The 19,429-nt window shown below is 45.0% G+C and carries 16 protein-coding genes and 8 tRNA genes; 5 read left to right on the top strand and 19 right to left on the bottom strand.

Annotated features, from left to right (window positions below; genetic code table 11):
- The 3 genes from acs to AC5YB1_RS12660 all read left to right on the top strand — a co-directional run bounded on the left by acs (position 1) and on the right by AC5YB1_RS12660 (position 4,188).
- Positions 1 to 1,953 (top strand): acetate--CoA ligase, encoded by a 1,953-nt coding sequence (gene acs, locus AC5YB1_RS12650; RefSeq protein ID WP_494519478.1) that lies wholly within the window; start codon positions 1 to 3, stop codon positions 1,951 to 1,953.
- Between the two features lie 172 nt (positions 1,954 to 2,125).
- On the top strand, positions 2,126 to 3,865 hold the full coding sequence (gene radD, locus AC5YB1_RS12655; protein WP_494519479.1) for a DNA repair helicase RadD: 1,740 nt from the start codon (positions 2,126 to 2,128) through the stop codon (positions 3,863 to 3,865).
- 65 nt (positions 3,866 to 3,930) lie between these two features.
- Positions 3,931 to 4,188: a GrxA family glutaredoxin gene (locus tag AC5YB1_RS12660; RefSeq protein WP_494519480.1), complete on the top strand. Its 258-nt coding sequence runs from the start codon at positions 3,931 to 3,933 to the stop codon at positions 4,186 to 4,188.
- A gap of 378 nt (positions 4,189 to 4,566) precedes the next feature.
- On the opposite strand, the gene AC5YB1_RS12665 is transcribed toward AC5YB1_RS12660, so the two are convergent.
- From AC5YB1_RS12665 to AC5YB1_RS12745, 17 genes are all read right to left on the bottom strand, one after another.
- A tRNA-Lys gene (locus tag AC5YB1_RS12665) sits at positions 4,567 to 4,642 on the bottom strand.
- A gap of 37 nt (positions 4,643 to 4,679) precedes the next feature.
- Positions 4,680 to 4,755 (bottom strand) — tRNA-Lys (locus AC5YB1_RS12670).
- Between the two features lie 37 nt (positions 4,756 to 4,792).
- A tRNA-Lys gene (locus AC5YB1_RS12675) sits at positions 4,793 to 4,868 on the bottom strand.
- Positions 4,869 to 4,905: 37 nt separating this feature from the next.
- Positions 4,906 to 4,981: transfer RNA gene (locus AC5YB1_RS12680), tRNA-Lys, on the bottom strand.
- A 37-nt stretch (positions 4,982 to 5,018) separates the two neighbouring features.
- Positions 5,019 to 5,094, bottom strand: a tRNA-Lys gene (locus AC5YB1_RS12685).
- A 37-nt stretch (positions 5,095 to 5,131) separates the two neighbouring features.
- Positions 5,132 to 5,207 (bottom strand) — tRNA-Lys (locus AC5YB1_RS12690).
- A gap of 37 nt (positions 5,208 to 5,244) precedes the next feature.
- A tRNA-Lys gene (locus tag AC5YB1_RS12695) sits at positions 5,245 to 5,320 on the bottom strand.
- A gap of 130 nt (positions 5,321 to 5,450) precedes the next feature.
- Positions 5,451 to 5,526, bottom strand: a tRNA-Lys gene (locus AC5YB1_RS12700).
- Between the two features lie 161 nt (positions 5,527 to 5,687).
- Positions 5,688 to 6,407: a tol-pal system protein YbgF gene (gene ybgF, locus AC5YB1_RS12705; RefSeq protein ID WP_494519481.1), complete on the bottom strand. Its 720-nt coding sequence runs from the start codon at positions 6,405 to 6,407 to the stop codon at positions 5,688 to 5,690.
- Positions 6,408 to 6,431: 24 nt separating this feature from the next.
- A complete protein-coding gene (gene pal / locus AC5YB1_RS12710; protein WP_494519482.1) occupies positions 6,432 to 6,971 on the bottom strand; it encodes a peptidoglycan-associated lipoprotein Pal in 540 nt (179 codons plus the stop codon).
- Positions 6,972 to 7,002: 31 nt separating this feature from the next.
- Positions 7,003 to 8,328, bottom strand: coding sequence for a Tol-Pal system beta propeller repeat protein TolB (gene tolB, locus AC5YB1_RS12715; protein WP_494519483.1), 1,326 nt, complete (start codon positions 8,326 to 8,328; stop codon positions 7,003 to 7,005).
- Positions 8,329 to 8,337: 9 nt separating this feature from the next.
- Entirely contained in the window at positions 8,338 to 9,273 is a 936-nt protein-coding gene (tolA, locus tag AC5YB1_RS12720) for a cell envelope integrity protein TolA (RefSeq protein WP_494519484.1), read from the bottom strand.
- 3 nt (positions 9,274 to 9,276) lie between these two features.
- The gene (gene tolR, locus AC5YB1_RS12725) at positions 9,277 to 9,711 is read right to left on the bottom strand and encodes a protein TolR (protein WP_494519485.1); all 435 of its coding nucleotides are present in this window, start codon (positions 9,709 to 9,711) and stop codon (positions 9,277 to 9,279) included.
- Positions 9,711 to 10,400 (bottom strand): protein TolQ, encoded by a 690-nt coding sequence (tolQ, locus tag AC5YB1_RS12730; RefSeq protein WP_494519486.1) that lies wholly within the window; start codon positions 10,398 to 10,400, stop codon positions 9,711 to 9,713. Before tolQ ends, tolR begins: the two co-directional genes overlap by 1 nt.
- Positions 10,390 to 10,788 carry a tol-pal system-associated acyl-CoA thioesterase gene (gene ybgC / locus AC5YB1_RS12735; protein ID WP_494519487.1) on the bottom strand — a complete coding sequence of 133 codons (399 nt, stop codon included), beginning with the start codon at positions 10,786 to 10,788 and terminating at the stop codon, positions 10,390 to 10,392. Before ybgC ends, tolQ begins: the two co-directional genes overlap by 11 nt.
- Positions 10,789 to 10,959: 171 nt before the next feature.
- Complete coding sequence (locus AC5YB1_RS12740) at positions 10,960 to 13,107, bottom strand: prolyl oligopeptidase family serine peptidase (protein ID WP_494519488.1); 2,148 nt, start codon at positions 13,105 to 13,107, stop codon at positions 10,960 to 10,962.
- 580 nt (positions 13,108 to 13,687) lie between these two features.
- A complete protein-coding gene (locus tag AC5YB1_RS12745; RefSeq protein WP_494519489.1) occupies positions 13,688 to 14,521 on the bottom strand; it encodes a flagellar protein MotY in 834 nt (277 codons plus the stop codon).
- Between the two features lie 191 nt (positions 14,522 to 14,712).
- Here AC5YB1_RS12745 and rnt point away from each other — a divergent pair, with 191 nt between their 5' ends.
- On the top strand, positions 14,713 to 15,402 hold the full coding sequence (gene rnt, locus AC5YB1_RS12750) for a ribonuclease T (RefSeq protein WP_494519490.1): 690 nt from the start codon (positions 14,713 to 14,715) through the stop codon (positions 15,400 to 15,402).
- A 279-nt stretch (positions 15,403 to 15,681) separates the two neighbouring features.
- Here the strand turns inward: rnt and AC5YB1_RS12755 are convergent, their stop codons facing one another.
- Complete coding sequence (locus AC5YB1_RS12755) at positions 15,682 to 16,287, bottom strand: peroxiredoxin (RefSeq protein ID WP_494519491.1); 606 nt, start codon at positions 16,285 to 16,287, stop codon at positions 15,682 to 15,684.
- A 309-nt stretch (positions 16,288 to 16,596) separates the two neighbouring features.
- Between AC5YB1_RS12755 and AC5YB1_RS12760 the strand changes: the two genes are divergently transcribed.
- Positions 16,597 to 17,916 carry a Na+/H+ antiporter family protein gene (locus AC5YB1_RS12760; RefSeq protein ID WP_494519492.1) on the top strand — a complete coding sequence of 440 codons (1,320 nt, stop codon included), beginning with the start codon at positions 16,597 to 16,599 and terminating at the stop codon, positions 17,914 to 17,916.
- A 51-nt stretch (positions 17,917 to 17,967) separates the two neighbouring features.
- On the opposite strand, the gene AC5YB1_RS12765 is transcribed toward AC5YB1_RS12760, so the two are convergent.
- Entirely contained in the window at positions 17,968 to 19,296 is a 1,329-nt protein-coding gene (locus tag AC5YB1_RS12765) for an IS4 family transposase (RefSeq protein ID WP_494519369.1), read from the bottom strand.
- Between the last annotated feature and the right edge of the window lie 133 nt (positions 19,297 to 19,429).

Consider the following 19,429-nt stretch of genomic DNA (forward strand, 5'->3'; position numbering starts at 1 on the left):
ATGAGCAACCAGTCTCTCTACAAAGTTCCAAGCGAAATCGCTAACCACGCCAACATTAACGAAGAACAATATAAAAAAATGTATCAGGAATCAGTAGTTAATCCTGAAGGTTTTTGGAGAGAGCATGGTCAACGTATCGATTGGATAAAGCCATACACTAAAATTAAGAAAACCTCTTTTGACGATCATAACCTGTCAATTAACTGGTTTTATGACGGTACATTAAACGCATCAGCCAACTGCCTGGACCGCCATCTAGCCCAAAATGCCGATAAAGTGGCCATCATCTGGGAAGGTGATGACGCCGCCGACCAACGCCAAGTAACCTATGGCGAACTGCATAAAGAAGTGTGTAAATTTGCTAACGCACTGCGCGGCCAAGGCGTGCGTCGTGGCGATGTGGTCACGGTTTATATGCCTATGGTGCCAGAAGCGGCAGTGGTCATGCTGGCCTGTGCACGTATCGGTGCGGTGCACTCTGTGGTATTTGGCGGGTTCTCGCCCGACTCAATCGCATCTCGTGTCATTGATGGTAAATCCAAAGTGATTGTCACCGCCGATGAAGGACTTCGCGGCGGACGAGCCATTCCACTTAAAGCCAACATAGATGAAGCCCTATCTCATCCTGATGTGACCTGCGTTGAAAAAGTGATTGTCTATGAGCGCACTGGCAGTGATATTAACTGGGTTGAAGGCCGAGATATTAAATGGCAAGCCGTGATGGAAACAGCGTCTGAGCATTGTCTTCCTGAAGAGATGGGCGCTGAAGATCCGTTATTTTTACTCTATACCTCTGGCTCGACCGGTAACCCCAAAGGTGTGTTACACACCACTGGTGGGTATATGGTTTATTCCTCGATGACACACGAGTATATATTTGATTATAAAGACGGTGAAGTCTATTGGTGTACAGCCGATGTGGGTTGGATCACGGGTCATTCCTATATGGTCTATGGTCCGTTAGCTAACTGCGCCACAGTGCTTATTCATGAAGGGATCCCAAATTACCCAAGCCCTGCTCGACTCGGTGAGATGATTGACCGCCATAAGGTCAATATTCTTTACACTGCACCGACGCTCATTCGTGCCTTGATGGCCGAAGGTAAAGAGCAATTTGCCGCATTTGATGGCAGCTCATTGCGCATTATGGGATCTGTGGGTGAGCCGATTAACCCAGAGGCATGGCGCTGGTACCATGAAGTCATTGGTCATGAGCGCTGCCCTATTGTCGATACTTGGTGGCAAACCGAAACTGGCGGGATTTTAATCAGCCCGCTGCCCGGCGCGACCGACACTAAACCGGGTTCGGCAACCCGACCTTTTTTTGGCGTGCAACCGGCACTAGTGGATAACATGGGTAATATTATCGACGGTGCTGCCGAAGGCAACTTAGTGATACTCGATTCATGGCCAGGACAGATGCGTACCGTCTATGGCGACCACGATCGCTTTGCCTTGACCTATTTTAAAACGTTCCGCGGCATGTACTTTACCGGTGACGGTGCCCGCCGTGACGAAGATGGCTACTACTGGATAACGGGTCGCGTCGATGATGTGATCAACGTATCGGGTCATCGCTTAGGCACAGCGGAAGTCGAGAGTGCGCTCGTGGCACACGAGTTAGTCGCCGAAGCCGCAGTGGTGGGTTACCCGCACGACATTAAAGGCCAAGGGATTTATGCCTATGTGACGCTCACTAAAGGCTCGACGCCCAGTGAAGAATTACGTCAGGCCTTACGTCAGTGGGTTCGTAAAGAAATTGGTGCCTTAGCCACTCCAGACTTAATTCAATGGGCTGACGGCTTACCTAAGACACGTTCGGGTAAGATCATGCGCCGCTTCTTGCGCAAAATTGCGGCCAACGAAGTGACCAACTTAGGTGATTCATCTACCTTGGCCGATCCAGCGGTTATCGACACCTTGATTGAAAGCCGCTTAAATCGCAGTGAATAACCATAGCTTAGCTGTCTGCTATGGCGTATTTCATGCTAAGCCATGATTGACCTGACTAGCCCCTCTTGAGGGGCTTTTTTTATCTGATATAGAGCGTCGCGGGTCGACTCAACCTTGGCACATTGCTATCCTGTTAGCTTTGTAGCCTCAGCGATAGCGACATAAGCACAGCGTGAAATTACGAGATTATCAACAGCAAGCCGTCGACGCCGCGGTGAGCCATTTTAGGCGCAGCCAAGACACTGCAGTGTTAGTCCTCCCAACTGGTGCTGGCAAAAGTATTGTAATAGCCGAACTAGCGCGCATTGCTCGCGGGCGCATTCTTATCCTCACCCATGTTAAAGAGTTAGTGGCCCAAAATGCTGAGAAAGTTGGCCTATTAACCCAAGAGGCCAGCATCTACTCCGCCGGATTAAAACAAAAATCAACGGCCAATAAGACCGTTGTCGCCAGCATTCAATCTGCCGTGAAAAATCCGGCGCAGTTTAATGAGCCCTATTCACTGGTGATCATCGACGAATGTCACCGCGTCACTGCCGATAAAGATAGCCAATATCAACAGTTGCTAACGCACCTGAGAGCACAAAATGCTCAACTGAAACTGCTAGGCCTAACCGCGACCCCCTATCGGCTCGACTCCGGCTGGATCTATCGTCACCATTATCACGGTAAAATGGGAAATGATGATAAGCCCGCTTTTGAGCAGTGTATTTTTGAACTGCCAATGCGTCCCTTAATCAAACAAGGATTTTTAACCCCCCCTAAACTGTTTGATGGTTTATCCGCTCAATATGACTTTAGCGAACTACAAGCCAGCGATAGTGGTGAGTATCGTGAAAAAGAGGTCAATGCTTTACTCCATGTATCAGGGCGAGCGACTCAAGCAATCGTGACTCAGATAATGCAGTTATCACAACATAAGCAAGGCACCATTATTTTCGCAGCAACGATTAGGCATGCGGAGGAGATAATGACATTGTTAGCCGATGAACCCGCAGGACTCATCACGGCAACGACAACAGCACAAGATCGCGATAAAATCATCGAGCACTTCAAACTGCGGCAGTTAAAATACTTAGTTAATGTTGCGGTACTTACCACAGGCTTTGACGCCCCCCATGTTGATCTCATTGCCATTTTACGGCCTACCGCATCGGTGAGCTTATTTCAGCAAATGGTTGGGCGTGGGCTGCGAATTTGTGAGGGAAAAACAGATTGCTTGGTGATTGACTATGCTGCTAACGGTTTCGACCTCTTTTTCCCTGAGGTTGGTCAAGTCAAACCCAACAGCAAAAGCGTCCCTGTACAGGTGCACTGCCCTGTGTGTCACTTTGCCAATATCTTCTGGGGCCTAGTCGACGATGAGGGTGATTTAGTTGAGCATTTTGGTCGTCGATGCCAAGCCGTAGTCGAAACTGAACAAGGCAAGGTGCAATGTGATTTTCGTTTTCGATCAAAATCTTGTCCTAACTGCGGCGAAGAAAACGATATTGCAGCCAAAATCTGCCAACATTGCGATCACATGCTAGTGGATCCAGATAAACGCTTAAAAGAGGTGTTACAACAAAAGCATCACCACCTGTTTCGCTGCCAAGAGATGCTATTAGAGTCGCACAACAATAAGCTCAGGGTGCGTTACCTGGATATTGACGGCAATGACTTTAATTGCTATTTCAAGTTCGACACTCCCGCACAAATTAGGGCCTTTTACGCCATATTTGTGCACCAACATACTCGTACACCTGGTTGTAAACCACCTAAGTTCACTACCATTGAGCAGGTTATTGCTGCCAGAGACACCTTTAGAGCGCCAGATCTATTACTGCTCAAAAAAAGTAAAAAAGGCTGGGACTTACTGGAACGATTTTTCGACTACCAAGGACGATTTCACACCGAAAAACGCTTTGCTTGATACAGAATATGCAATCGAATCTTAGCTATGGTATAAAGTCTCGAATTATTTTTTCAGGAGTTTATATGTTTGTTGTAATTTTTGGCCGCCCAGGCTGTCCATACTGCGTTAGAGCCGTTCAGTTATCAGAGCAACTTGTTGAAGCTCGTGATGATTTTAAATTCAAGTATGTAGATATCCATGCAGAAGGGATCAGCAAAGCCGATCTTGAAAAAACCGTTGGAAAGCCAGTTGAAACAGTGCCGCAGATCTTTGTTGATCAGGTTCACGTTGGTGGTTGCACTGAATTTGAACAGTACGTACGTGATAACAAATTACTCTAATTTGTTTATTCTTAATCGATTAAGTAATAATTGAGGAGGCTTAGGCCTCCTTAGTTATTTAATTCGCCAGTTATGAATTCAACATGTAATTCAACATGTAATTCAACATGTAATTCAACCATCAAAAATACCATCTTCTTTTTCTACTTATGAATTATCACGTCTCTAACCGTGAGCTGTATGTACCATCAACATTTAAGCAATCATGCTGATTAAATATTGCGTATTGATGTAATTTGACTTAATTGGGAGTTACAGTTGATAAATGGGGGCATACTAAGCTAAGTGGTTTATTCTAAGACTTTGGCGATATTGATCCATTTCATAAATTTACAAAAATTGGATTAGAATATAGAGGAAAAGTGAATATAGAAAGATTGGTGGGTCGTGAAGGATTCGAACCTTCGACCAATTGGTTAAAAGCCAACTGCTCTACCGACTGAGCTAACGACCCATCTGGTGTCTACTTGTTTAACCACCTGCAGAGAAAGTGGTGGGTCGTGAAGGATTCGAACCTTCGACCAATTGGTTAAAAGCCAACTGCTCTACCGACTGAGCTAACGACCCATCTGGTGTCTACTTGTTTAACCACCTGCAGAGAAAGTGGTGGGTCGTGAAGGATTCGAACCTTCGACCAATTGGTTAAAAGCCAACTGCTCTACCGACTGAGCTAACGACCCATCTGAAGTCTACTTATTTAACCACCTGCAGAGAAAGTGGTGGGTCGTGAAGGATTCGAACCTTCGACCAATTGGTTAAAAGCCAACTGCTCTACCGACTGAGCTAACGACCCATCTGGTGTCTACTTATTTAACCACCTGCAGAGAAAGTGGTGGGTCGTGAAGGATTCGAACCTTCGACCAATTGGTTAAAAGCCAACTGCTCTACCGACTGAGCTAACGACCCATCTGGTATCTACTTGTTTAACCACCTGCAGAGAAAGTGGTGGGTCGTGAAGGATTCGAACCTTCGACCAATTGGTTAAAAGCCAACTGCTCTACCGACTGAGCTAACGACCCATCTGGTATCTACTTGTTTAACCACCTGCAGAAAAAGTGGTGGGTCGTGAAGGATTCGAACCTTCGACCAATTGGTTAAAAGCCAACTGCTCTACCGACTGAGCTAACGACCCATCTAAGTGATGATAATGTGAATTAACCGTCATCAATGGTTAAAAGCCAACTGCCCTGTTCTCTATCAAAAATAGCGACTGAGCTAACGACCCATCTGGCGTCTACTTGTTTAACCACCTGCAGAAAAAGTGGTGGGTCGTGAAGGATTCGAACCTTCGACCAATTGGTTAAAAGCCAACTGCTCTACCGACTGAGCTAACGACCCATTTTTACAACTAAACCTTTTTGATTTAGCGCCCTTGCGACTACGCCGCTTTGAGGGCGCCTATAATACCTTTTTCATCTTCTCATGCAAGTGCAAATTTCTCATTTCTTTTCGTTTGCATGAAAAACAAACTAAGGGTATGTTTTTTAGTTAAATAGAGATTAAAGACCCGCCAGTTGCTGTGTAGCGATTCTAGCCGCAGCACTATTAGCATATTCATTGATCACTTGCTGATAGTAACGCTTGGCAGTTGCATTGTCTGACTGCTTTTGTGCAATCATCCCCAGCTTAACCAAGCTATCACCACGCTTGTTTGAATCTTTAAACTGTTTAACTACGGTATCAAATGCTTGAGTCGCTTCTGCAAATTCACCTTTATTATATAACAATTGGCCGAGCCAGTAGTTCGCGTTAGCTGCGTACGTAGAACTCGGATACTGCTTTATAAAACTTCTAAATGCAGGGATAGCTTCATCATATTGACGCTGTTTAAGCACCAAATTAACCGCCTGCTCGTAAGAAGCGGTTTCGCCTAACGACGAGCTAGTTTCTGATGCGACTGGACTAGCCGTATTTACCACCGATTTAGCACTGCTGAGCTTTGCAATATCATCATAAAGCTGACGTTGACGCTGTAATATCTGATTTATCTGATAATTTTGCTGTTCAGTCAACCCGCGTAAATCTAATACTTCTTGTTGCAAGGTATCGAGTCGTTGCTGTGTTTCAAACTCAGCAGCCTGTTTTGCCTTGAGCATACGCTCTAGACGAGCCACCCTATCATTAGAAGCACCACCAGCAATATCTTCAACCGGCGCTGGTGCGGCAGTCGCCACACCAACACTCATCAGAATTGCCGCGGTAAGTACGGCATTTTTCATATGTATCCCTGTTAACATCCGTTATTAGTAAACTAATACTGCGCGACGGTTTTTGCCAAATCCCGCATCTGTACGAGAGAAATCAAGTGGCTTTTCTTCACCGTAACTTACAATACTCATTTGACTAGGTGAAACACCCATGCTTTGTAAGTACTTAGCAACTGCTTTAGCGCGACGCTCACCTAGGGCGATATTGTACTCAGGCGTACCACGCTCATCGGCATGGCCTTCAATCATGACGCGCACATTAGGATGTTCAACTAAGTATTCGCCGTGGGCATTAAGCACTTCAGAAAACTCTGAAGAAACCGAGCTTCTATCAAAATCGAAATAGATGATGTGCTCTTTACGCAACTCTTGATACTTAAGACGTTGCTGCTCTTCAGGGGTTAAAATAGGTGCCACACCGCCGGTTTCAACACCACCAGTCGTCATTTCGCTACCGTTATTACCACCCATTGAGCTGCTCGCATCTGTTTCTGACTCAGATGTAGTACTACACGCACTCATTGCCATAACGGGAACGGCAACCAACATCGCCTTAAAAAGCTTATTCAAATTCATTTTACATCCTTAATCTTTTTCGAGATTGATATTATAAAAAAGGTGACCAAGCTGGAGATTTCACTTCCCCTTGACCAACTGGCAGTCGAGCCTTAAATCGGCCATCCATAGAGACCGCCGCTAAAACTTGTTTTCCTTGATAAGTTGTGCCGTAAATGACCATAGTGCCATTAGGGGCAACACTGGGTGACTCATCTAAACGCGTCGAAGTCAGCACTTGCATAAAGCGTGTTTCTAAATCCATGCGCGCAATATTAAACTTACCGTTAGTACGGTTAACAAAGACCATACTGCGGCCATCAGGAGAAATAGAGCCACCTAAATTCCATTCACCTTCAAAGGTTAATCTTGAAACTTTACCCGAAGCCAGCGTCACTTGATAGAGCTGCGGACGCCCACCTCGTTCAGAGGTGAAAATTATCGACTCCCCATCAGGCGTCCATGACGCTTCAGTATCTATAGCGTAATGGTTAGTGACACGCTTAATGGCTTTTGAAGTGATATCAACTACATAAATTTCAGGCTGACCATCTTTAGACAAGGTAACTGCTAATTTTTTGCCGTCAGGCGAAAATGAAGGGGCACCATTAATCCCAGGAAAACTCGTCACCTTAGTACGTGACTGAGAATAAATGTCTTGCACAAATATTTCAGCTTTCTTGTTTTCAAAGCTGACATAAGCCAACCTGCGTCCATCAGAAGACCAGGAAGGCGACATTAAGGGCTCAGGTGAGCGCAATAACATCTGTTCGTTATAACCATCATAATCGGCAATCATCAGTTTGTAGGGCGATTTATCTTGATGATCAACTACCACGTAGGCGATACGGGTTAAAAACGCGCCACGGATCCCGGTCAGTTTCTCATAAACAATGTCGCTGATCCTGTGACCATATTGTCTAAACTGAGCGGCACTTATGACCGTTTCACGGCTATCGATCACGTAGTCAACTGCCGATGAAGGGCCGCCTGACTGCATTTGCGCCTTAACCAAATCGATGAGTTCAAAGTTCACTAAATATTGGTCTGGCCCATAAGGCTTTATTGAACCCAGCACCACAGCCTCTGCGCCAACACCCGACCAAGCCCTAGAATTAAAATCTGCTGCAGAACTGATATTACGCTGCGGTAGACCAAGTTCGTCCAAGGGTTTGAATGTGCCACTGCGGGTCAGATCCGACATCACCACATCCGATATTTGTGAAGGCATAGGCGTCGTTCCTTGCCAAACAAACGGCACGACTGCTATAGGACGCGCCGCATCAACCCCTTCGGTGATAACAATATCCAGTGCAGCCTTGACAGGCGCTGTACATATCAACAGCCCTAAAATTAGCCATTTTGTCAAAATCTTCATGAAGCCCCTTTAATTAAATTCCGGTTGAACGGTCAAATTAATCTCTTTTAACTTATTATAAACGTCAGCCTCAGGCGATACAGGTAAACGCCCCGCCTTATTAATAGCCGCTTTAGTGGCGCGGCAAACTACAGGGTCACCCGATAAAATCTCATTGGCGGTAACAAAACCATCCTTTGCTAGTCGAATAAATATGCGACAACTTTTGCCGCGCATCGACTCATCCACCACTAAGTTGCGCTGAATAGTCGCTCGGATCATCGAAGTATAACGCTGCACTTCTGTCGTCACCTGTTTATTACGAGTCTGCGATAATGCCGCTTGCTCGGCCGCTAAAGCCTCTTGCATCATGCGTTCTTGCTCTAAACGTGCTTGTTCTTCAGCTTTACGTTTACGCTCAGCTTCCTCTTTACGCTTACGTTCGTCTGCCGCTTTCTTCGCCGCGGCTTCCTCCTGTTTACGCTTAGCCTCAGCCTTCGCTGCCGCATCTTCAGCGGCTTTTCGCTCTGCTTCTTTCTGTTTACGCTGCGCTTCTGCTTGCGCCGCTTTCTCTTTTTCTTGCTGCTCTTTTAACTTGGCAGCCTTCGCCGCCGCAGCTGCATTTTGAGTTTCTATCTCTTTCTGTTTACGTTGTTGTTCAAGTTTCTTTATTTGTGCCTGCTCACGCTCTCGAGCTTGTTTAGCCTCACGAGCTCTGCGTTCAAGTTCTTCCTGACGTGCTTGCTCTTTACGCTCAGCTTCTCTCTTGTCTGCCTTAAGCTTTTCAACGTGTTGTGCCACCTTTTGTTGGTCGACCACCACAGCTTGCACTGCCGGGGCACTGACTTGAGGAACCACTTTAGGTTTCTCGTCAAAATTAACCCCCATCGCTACAACGATAAGCACGCCAATATGAATACTGGCCGAAATAACAAGAGGTAAAGTAAAATCTGATTTAGCTGCCACCCATTACTCCTCTGGTGAATCTGTCATCAGGCCAACAGATGGTACGCCAGCCTGTTGCAAGGACACCATTAGCTGAATCACTTTTTCATAGGCAATACTGCGATCGGCTTTAACCACCACCGGACGCTCTGGCTCTAGCTGAATAATGGCACCGACCCTTACCGCCAGCTCCTCCAAATCTAATACTTCCTTCGAGCTACTCGAACCCACATCAAGGTAATAATCACCATTAGCATCGATAGAGGCGACCACGGGAGGCTTACTGTCTGCAGGCAAAGTCTCAGCTTGTCCTTGTGGTAAGTCAACTTTTACCCCTTGAGTAACGATGGGCGCCGTGACCATAAAAATAATCAACAAGACCAACATCACGTCGATATAAGGCACAACGTTGATCTCAGCGACAGGCCGGCGTCGTTTACGCTGATAACCTTGTTGCATTAGACCACTTCCTTCTCGCTATAAGCTTGGCGATGTAAAATACTGGAAAACTCTTCCATAAAATTGGCATAAGACATCTCTATCTTATCCACTTGAGTCGAAAATCGGTTGTAGGCGATCACAGCAGGAATGGCAGAAAATAGACCCATTGCGGTCGCAATCAATGCCTCAGCAATCCCAGGAGCAACCATAGCAAGCGTGGCGTTTTCAACCGCACCTAGCGCGATAAAAGAGTTCATGATCCCCCACACGGTACCAAATAGGCCAATATAGGGGCTGGTTGAGCCTATGGTAGCCAATAAGGGTAAATGGGTCTCTAGCTTTTCAAGTTCGCGCGACAATGCCACGCGCATGGCACGATAGCTGCCGTCCATCACCGCACTAGGGACTTTACCATTAAGGTTATTCAGTCGAGCATACTCTTTAAAACCACTGTAAAACAGGGCTTCTAAGCCGCTATTGCTGTCTTGACGCGCTGAGAGTTCTTTATAGAGTTTATTTAAATCGACACCAGACCAAAATTTATCTTCAAACTTGAGTGCGCGTTCTCTAGCCGTGGTCAGTAAACGCCGACGCTGAATAATCACTGCCCAGGAAACAATTGATAACGCTAATAGCGTCAACATCACAAACTTGACTAACAAACTGGCTTGTAAAAACAGCCCAATAAAGGAAATATCAGCTTCCACTCTTAAACTCCTGAACAATGTTTTGCGGAATCGCTCTTGGTCTCATGCGAGACAAAGCTATGCAGGCAACCAGAATATGACCTTCGCAGTACAACTTGCCTGAAGCATCAAGCAACCGTTGACGAAATAATAACGAAGCCTTTTTCAACTCTATAACTTCGGTTTCAACCACAAGGTCCTGCTCAAATCGAGCGGCTACTTTAAAGTCCAACTCCGCCTTTTTAACCACAAAGGCAATATCATCGGCAAGTAATTGAGTCTGTTTCACGCCGATGTGTTTAAGCCACTCGGTGCGAGCGCGCTCGAAAAAGTTGAGGTAATTGGAGTGGTAAACCACTCCCCCTGCATCAGTATCTTCGTAATAAACAGAAATAGGCCATCGAAACATAAATAATGATCGCCAAACATTAGCTAAAATAGAGGCCTACTATACCTACAGCGTAGGCAATTGTGAATGGTTCAGGCACTATCAGTAAGCAGTTACTTCATAAAATTTTGTTAATAAAAAAGGGAAGTTATTCACTTCCCTTTTAAAGTTTCTATCATAGCGAGTCAGTTATCAGCCAATCTTAGCTGGAACAGTTAAACCAAAACTGTGCCAAAGGAAACTGTAGATATCGGCAAATTCATCGATCTTCATTGCTGTGGGTTTACCCGCCCCATGACCAGCTTTAGATTCGATACGCATAATAATTGGCGCATCGCCTGTTTGACGGTCTTGCAGCAGTGCACCAAATTTAAAGCTATGCAGTGGCACTACACGATCGTCATGATCGGCTGTCATCACCATTGTGGCCGGATATTCACGCTCGGTAATATTATGGTAAGGCGAATAAGCGAGTAGCGCGGGGAATTGCTCAGCGACATCGGCGCTGCCATATTCACTGGTCCACGCCCAACCGATAGTAAATTTGTGGAATCTCAGCATGTCTAAAACGCCGACTGCAGGTAACACTGCGGCAAACAGATCAGGACGTTGAGTTAACGCGGCCCCCATCAACAAACCACCGTTACTGCGACCATAAGCGCCTAATTTAGTACTATTGGTGTAATTGTTGTCAATAAGGTACTGCGCCGCAGCATAGTAATCGTCAAACACATTTTGTTTCTTATCAAACATGCCTGCTTGATGCCAACTTTCACCGTATTCGGCACCGCCACGAAGATTAGGCACAGCATAAATACCGCCCATATCCATCCAAGCGATATTCGCTGGGCTAAAACGCGGTGTTAATGAAATAGCAAATCCGCCATAGGCATACAATAAGGTGGGGTTATTACCATCGAGTGTTAATCCCTTCTTATGAGAAACCATCATAGGGACACGGGTGCCATCTTTACTGGTGTAGAACACTTGCTCTGACACATAGTCATCGGGGTTAAACGAGACCTCTGGTTTAGCGAACAGACTAGATTGACCCGTTTTAAAATCAAACTTGTAAGTGGTCTGTGGCTGCACGTAACTATTAAAGGTGTAATAGAAATAGTCTTTGCTTCGCTTGCCATAAGGGCCGGCAATTTTCCCTTTACCGGGCAAGTCTACATCCTGACGCTTGGCACCCTCCATACTGAAAATAGATAACTGACCTAATACATCATGTAAGTAGCTGACCACTAAATGATCGTTAATGATTGCTACGCTCGCAATAGGATCGCTTGATTCAGCAATCACCGTCTTCCAATTTGCTTTGGCCGGACGCTTCACATCAATGGCAATCACTTTGCCATTAGGCGCGTCTAAATCGGTCTTAAAATAGAACACAGATTTATCATTGCCCAAGAAGCTATATTCGGCTTCAAGCTCAACAATCAATTCAACCACCGGAGCATTGTGTTCGGTTAACGACTTATAGAAGAAACGATTGCGACTGTCGGTACCTTGTGAAATCGAGATCAACAGGTAATCGCCCTGCTCCGATACTTCGGCGCCAAATCCCCAATCTTTATTCTGGGGACGCTCATAGATCAACACATCTTGAGATTGATCTGTACCTAATTTGTGATAGTAGACTTTTTGGTTAAAGTTTACATCGGCAAGTAAGTTGCCGCCCGCTGGCGCATCATAACGAGAGTAATACACCCCTTGGTTATCTTTACTCCATTGCGCACTAGAAAATTTAATCCAATTGAGTTCATCAACCAGCTTTTTGCCACTGACGACATCAACAAACTGCCACTGTTGCCAGTCCGAACCTGATTTTGACACGCCATAGGCAATCGTTTTACCGTCACCACTAACAGACACACCGCTTAATGCCACGGTACCATCGGTTGAAAAACTATTGGGATCGAGAGCAACCTTTTCTTGACCATGCTTATCTTTAACATACAACACCGACTGCGCCTGCAGGCCATCGTTACGGTAATAATAAGTGTAATCGCCATGCTCAGCTGGCGCGGTCACTTTTTCATAATTCCACAGCTCAGTGATACGATCGACAATGGCCTGTTTATTTTCGAGTTGAGCAAGATAGTCATGACCAGCCTGTTGCTGCTGTTTTACCCAAGCTTGGGTCGCTTCACTGTCTTCTTCAAGGTAACGATAGGGGTCGGCTACTTCGACACCATGAAGTGTCTCGACCACGCCTTGGGTTGTCGTTGGCGTGTTATCAGTTTGAGATGCATTATACTGACAGCCGCTGAGCACTAGCCCAAACCCCGCTATCAACAGAAGGTGTTGCTTTGACAAAATCGTTTTAAGACTCATCTGTTGCCATCCTGAATATCTAGTTATTATTTATAATAAATTTGTGAGCAAAAGCTCATAACCACGTACTATACAAGTAAAATTAAACAGCGCAATAATATTAAAACAATCAACGATAGCGATACTCCAGTTAATTGTTAATAAAAAACCAACATGGATAAGTTAATTAAAACGTAAAATTATGCACATATTGTGCTTAATCAATCGCAGAAAGGCCAAATGAGTGCATCTAGTGCAATAACCATCACTACCAAGCATTAGAAATACTAATTCAAATTAGCAATTTTTCTCGCTTGCTGCTTTAGAGGGCTAATCCTATAATTCGCCTCGTTTTCAGGAAGTGTCTACCTACGTAGATTTGAAAACAAGAACTCTAAGCTTGTGTGTTGATACACGTAAGTTTTTCCCTGGTTCTTATGCTTGACTTCCTTCCTTCAATTTGTTGATTGCAATCTATTATTTGCGGCCCACTTAACTATATTAAGTGGGCTTTTTTTTTACCTGTAATAATGCCAATACAAATTTGCGGCAATAAAAAACCCAGCATTAGCTGGGTTTATCTGAATATTAGCCGCTACGCCTATAGTGGCTTACTCAACCTTATCACCACCCGGCGGTTACGCGCACGTTCTTCAATGGTGTCATTCGAGGCCACATGACGACGCTCACCATGGCCTTCGGTATGAATACGATCTTGTGGTATACCTGCCGATAAAAACAGATCTTTAAGTGAATTAGCCCGTGTTTCAGATACCTTAGCATTGATAGAACGACCGCCATAGCTATCGGTATAGGCATCGATAAGTACTAACTCTACATCTTGATCGTAAGACAGGTATTGCTGCACTTTAGCAATTTGAGCCTTAGAGTACCTTGTTAACTCATTACCACCAAACTCATAGGTGAGTACAGTAAAGGCAATATCTTCAAAGCTATAGGGTAATAAATTAGCGAGACATGCACGAAAATCGGTATAGTTACGCGCAAAATTAGCGGCGGAAAGCCCTACAGCTACTTTACTAGAACGGTTATACCAATCTGCATAGTAAAATGTAGGCTGCATGCCGCGCTCTAATTCATTCAACATCGACCAAGCCGCATGTTTAGGCACTTCACCGCTAAAGTACTTCTGATAAGTCAGATCGGTTATCGGTTTTGACTGTACACCAGGACGCCATGCGGGGGCTGTGCTCATCAATTTTGCGTGCGTTACCTCATCAGGTTTTACCCACATATTAAGCGTAAAATTCAAATCATGATGTTTACCCGCGTAACTAGTAAAGATGGCCTTACCGTATGAAGGGATCTCATGTTCCAGTCGGCAGACAATCGGCGTGTTATCACTAATTCGCCACTGTGACTGCTCTAATGATGCCACATAATGGCGTAACTCAGCCTGAACTGTCAGTGACATCCCTAAGCTCAACCATAATGTAAAAATCAACGGCACCCTACTCAACATAGACAATCGCTCTCATTCATTGTGTTACTTAGGGCTATCGGCATGTTTTACTATTCCTTTAGCCTAGATATTAACCAATCAAACATGACAAGCTCAGGCTAGATACTTCATAATAGCGCTTGGCTAATTATTTGGATAATTTGATGAGCGATATGTGCGACGCTAATAAACTCAACCACCGTTTTCGGGGCTATTTCCCTGTGGTTATCGATGTAGAGACTGCTGGGTTCAATGCCCAGACCGATGCGTTGCTTGAAATTGCAGTGACTATGCTGAAAATGGACGATCAAGGTGTGTTAATGCTAGATAAAACGTTGCATTATCATATTGAGCCGTTTGAAGGCGCTAATCTTGAACCTGAAGCACTGGCATTTAACGGTATTGACCCATCTAACCCATTACGCGGTGCAGTATCAGAAAAAGAAGCCTTCTTAGAAATATTTAAAGAAGTAAAAAAAGCACAAAAAGCGTCCGGCTGCCACCGCAGCATCATAGTGGCTCACAATGCCGCCTTTGATCATGGTTTTGTCACCAAAGCAATTGAACGCAATGGGTTGAAACGCACGCCGTTTCATCCATTTGCCACCTTTGACACAGCAGCCTTATCGGGCCTTGCACTCGGACATACCGTGCTCGCTAGAGCCTGCGCTATCGCTGGAATTGATTTTGATAATAAAGAAGCGCACTCGGCACTGTATGACACAGAACGTACCGCCGAGCTTTTTTGCCATATCGTCAATAAATGGAAAGCCCTAGGCGGCTGGCCCTTGGAGTCTGCTGAAAATTCAGCACAGCAAGACAGTAGCAAGCAAAGTGAAGGGCAAACTGGTTGATAAGCTCACAGGCAAAATAGGTGAGCTGACGATGGAGTATACCTAAGACCAAGATAGCCTAAGGTCAAAATAGCATTAAAGCTAATAAAGCCGCATCTGTGGGGGATAACATAGCCCCATCACTTGCTAAAAACGTTTACTTTAGCAAGTCGCGAGAGAATAAAATACCATCAAGGTTATTTATCACGCCTTCAATTGGCTTAAGTGACAGAACCTATTTTGAACACAAAAAAGCCGCGATAATCGCGGCTTTTTGACTTACATACTATGACCCGAAAATTATAGTGAGTCAGCGTTGTCAGTCAGGTAAGAAGCTACGCCTTCTGGGCTTGCATTCATACCTTTGTCGCCTTTTTCCCAACCAGCAGGACAAACGTCACCGTGCTCTTCGTGGAACTGAAGTGCATCAACCATACGGATCATTTCGTCTACATTACGACCTAATGGAAGATCGTTAACCACTTGGTGACGTACTTGACCTTCTTTATCGATAAGGAAAGAACCACGGAAAGCCACGCCCGCTTCTGGATGCTCAACATCATATGCTTTACAGATCTCGTGCTTAACGTCAGCAACAAGTGTGTATTGAACTTGGCCAATACCACCTTTGTCTACCGGAGTGTTACGCCACGCGTTGTGAGTGAACTGAGAATCGATAGAAACACCGATAACTTCAACGCCACGCTTCTTGAACTCATCCATACGGTGATCGAAAGCGATCAGTTCAGATGGGCAAACGAAAGTGAAATCAAGTGGGTAGAAGAATACTACAGCTGTCTTACCTTTGATCGCTTCGCTTAGGTTAAAGCTATCTACGATTTCGCCATTACCAAGAACCGCTGCAGCAGTAAAATCAGGAGCCGGACGGCCTACTAATACACTCATTTTATATCTCCATCTATGGATTGAAAAAAGCTTTAGAACTATGAACTAAAAAGCATTATAGGCAGTCACCAGCGGGACACAAGCTATTTGGGATCATTGTCACCTTTTTTGAACAATTTGATTTCAGTTGCCCAATAACTGTCCGAGTCTAACACCAATGCCCACCTAGGGTTTACACTTACGCAGTAAACCTAGATACAGTTACATTACATCTCATTTTTTTTACAGATAAAATGCCGTTCGGCTGGACAAATAGCATGCTTGCGGTCGAAAATAGTCCCCACTTAAAACACAAAAGCCAGAAAATATATGAATGCAGTAGTTATTGCAGTTTGCTTGATGCTGGGGCTCAGCCTTGCAAGAGTACACGTTGTTATCGCGCTCACCATCAGTGCGCTTGTTGCAGGCTTAGTGGGTGGTATGGATTTACAGCATACGGTCGATGCGTTTAATACCGGACTTGGCGGTGGTGCTCAAATCGCACTCAGTTATGCCTTATTAGGTGCCTTTGCCGTCGCCCTCTCGCATTCGGGTCTGACGACGCTAATTTCAACAAAAGTGATTACCCTACTGGATCAAGAGCAAAATAGTCTTAATATCAATCGTGTACGCTGGTTACTGCTGCTTGCTCTATTAGCTATGGCCGTTTCTTCGCAAAATATTTTGCCAATCCATATTGCCTTTATTCCCATTTTGATCCCGCCACTACTGCACGTGATGTCTAAATTACGTTTAGATCGCCGTTTAGTGGCATGTGTATTGACCTTTGGGTTAGTCACCACTTATATGATCTTACCTATTGGCTTTGGCGGCATTTTTCTCAATGATATTTTGCTGTCTAACCTTAATAGCAATAATCTTGATGCTGTACGTGAACAGATCCCAACGGCCATGTTGATACCTGCGCTAGGGATGATTGTCGGCCTATTAGTCGCCACATTTATTAGCTACCGTAAGCCGCGTGAATACAAGCAAGAATTAGCATTAGTTGCCGAGCCAGAAGCCAACATTAATCGCCACAATATTTTGATTGCCCTTAGCGCCATATTGGCCACACTACTGGTGCAACTCTACACTGGCTCGATGATTTTTGGCGCACTCGTTGGCTTTATCATCTTCAGTTTTTCTGGGGCGCTTAAGCATGTCGCCGATCAAGATATCTTTAACCAAGGTGTGCGCATGATGGCCAACATAGGCTTTATCATGATATCGGCTGCAGGGTTCGCCGCGGTAGTCAAAGAGACGGGTGATGTGAGTACGTTAGTTGAATCACTTTCTTATTTGATTGGCGATAATAAGGCATTGGCGGCCTTCTTAATGTTAGTGGTTGGCTTATTGATCACCATGGGCATTGGCTCATCATTTTCAACCATCCCTATTATCGCTACCATTTATGTGCCACTGGCCATGAGCTTTGGCTTTTCGGTTGCCGCAACGATTGCACTGGTAGGTACCGCTGCAGCATTAGGCGACGCGGGCTCACCAGCCTCAGACTCAACCTTAGGCCCCACTGCGGGTCTTAATGCCGATGGTCAACACGACCATATTCGCGACAGCGTCATTCCAACGTTCATTCACTATAATATCCCGTTACTGGTCTTCGGTTGGATTGCCGCCATGGTGTTGTGATCTTAATGTCATCACTCCGATACAAAAAGGCAGCCACTTGGCTAATGCCAGTCAGTTAAGCTGATTGGCATTTTTCTTTTTATGGGGATATTTGCTTGGTTTTGACTTTATAGCCCTTGGGTACACCCTATCTTCTCGTTTCGTTGGTAGCTCGAAGTTACCTAGCATTTCTATCAGTTGCTCGTAATGATTGGGTAAATTTCCTGGGCTCATCAGTGGTAATCTTGCTAGGTAACTTAGTATCGTACTCGCGCAGTTACTGAAGCTGAGGCGATTGGCCCATATTCCTTTTCTTGACGCGGCCTCAGTCATTGCTTGACGCATCAGGTTGTAGCCAAGTAGTAAGCCCCAAAGTTCCTGTTCTACCATCTCTGATTTTTTACTTCTTAGCGTATACTCGCTGTTTAGTAGGGTCTGTTTCATCTCTCGGTAGCCAAGCTCTATTTCCCATCGATGATTATATAACTCAACGATGTCAGCACTTGGAAAGCGTAATGGGTCGACCATTGAGGTTAATACCTGATGCGTCTTACCTTTTATTGATTTTGTCACCAGCCTCGCTTCTATATGCGTCGGTAGCGCTGGGTTTTGTTGTCTGGCTTGGGCGGTTATTGCCAATTTCACCTGTTTATCTAACCGGCCATTTGAGTGTAAAACCTCGTACTGAAGCCCCTTTCTCGCAGGGATTAACCAGTGCCGCTCTTCACCACCTAGTTGCCATTGATGTAGCAAGTTTAAGGAGTAAAAACCTTTATCGAACATCGTGAGACTATGGTCTGGAGTTGACTGTATGAGCGCTTCTGCTAGCTTCATTTCACTCGTTTTATAACCATCAAACGCGCTATTTATCAGTTGATGGCTAGTGAGCTCCATATGACACACCATACGAACCTGAGGAAATGAGGTGTCACCATGTTGATTTGATGGTGAGCCAAAAGCATTACGATTATCAGCGGTGTCCTGAGTGCGCCAGACTACACCATCAACGGCTAATAAATTCAGTCCACACCACGTCTCAAATTGAGTGTTGCTATAGTAATGTTTTGCCATCATTTGAAAGGCATTTTTCATACTCTGCACACCTAACCTCTGGCGCCCTTGAACAAGAGCACTGGGGGCAATGAGCTTCTTTTTACCTGGTAGCATCAACTCCATATGAGTCGCAAGCTCCCATACAGACTGTTGTCGGTAAAAACTCATACCAATGACAGACCACATAACTGCATCAAGGGGTAAGCGACGTTTTCTTACTGTGGCGACCCCAGCAGTTTCAAAGGCTTGCTGGATGATGTTTTCATCCAATAAGTGATTAAGATTGGTAAAGGCTGTGGCTTCTTGGTGGTATTCAAAAGCGGTGCAGAAAGCTTGTTCTAAAGACATAAAAAAATCCAATATCATTTCTGATATTGGATTTTGAAGCCTTTTAAAGATCGGTCAACTGATCGTTTATATGCTTAACTGATCGGCATTAGCCACTTGGCTGCCTTTTCGCTAACTAAGATACACCCATACC

Source organism: Shewanella sp. 433 (assembly GCF_059338565.1).

Bases quoted from the DNA above. Each gene is read 5' to 3' on its own strand.
- AC5YB1_RS12745 (WP_494519489.1), bottom strand. From the start codon at position 14,521: ATGTCACTGACAGTTCAGGCTGAGTTACGCCATTATGTGGCATCATTA.
- AC5YB1_RS12765 (WP_494519369.1), bottom strand. From the start codon at position 19,296: ATGTCTTTAGAACAAGCTTTCTGCACCGCTTTTGAATACCACCAAGAA.
- tolR (WP_494519485.1), bottom strand. From the start codon at position 9,711: ATGCAACAAGGTTATCAGCGTAAACGACGCCGGCCTGTCGCTGAGATC.
- acs (WP_494519478.1), top strand. From the start codon at position 1: ATGAGCAACCAGTCTCTCTACAAAGTTCCAAGCGAAATCGCTAACCAC.
- AC5YB1_RS12740 (WP_494519488.1), bottom strand. From the start codon at position 13,107: ATGAGTCTTAAAACGATTTTGTCAAAGCAACACCTTCTGTTGATAGCG.
- AC5YB1_RS12660 (WP_494519480.1), top strand. From the start codon at position 3,931: ATGTTTGTTGTAATTTTTGGCCGCCCAGGCTGTCCATACTGCGTTAGA.
- ybgC (WP_494519487.1), bottom strand. From the start codon at position 10,788: ATGTTTCGATGGCCTATTTCTGTTTATTACGAAGATACTGATGCAGGG.
- rnt (WP_494519490.1), top strand. From the start codon at position 14,713: ATGAGCGATATGTGCGACGCTAATAAACTCAACCACCGTTTTCGGGGC.
- tolB (WP_494519483.1), bottom strand. From the start codon at position 8,328: ATGAAGATTTTGACAAAATGGCTAATTTTAGGGCTGTTGATATGTACA.
- pal (WP_494519482.1), bottom strand. From the start codon at position 6,971: ATGAATTTGAATAAGCTTTTTAAGGCGATGTTGGTTGCCGTTCCCGTT.
- ybgF (WP_494519481.1), bottom strand. From the start codon at position 6,407: ATGAAAAATGCCGTACTTACCGCGGCAATTCTGATGAGTGTTGGTGTG.
- AC5YB1_RS12755 (WP_494519491.1), bottom strand. From the start codon at position 16,287: ATGAGTGTATTAGTAGGCCGTCCGGCTCCTGATTTTACTGCTGCAGCG.
- AC5YB1_RS12760 (WP_494519492.1), top strand. From the start codon at position 16,597: ATGAATGCAGTAGTTATTGCAGTTTGCTTGATGCTGGGGCTCAGCCTT.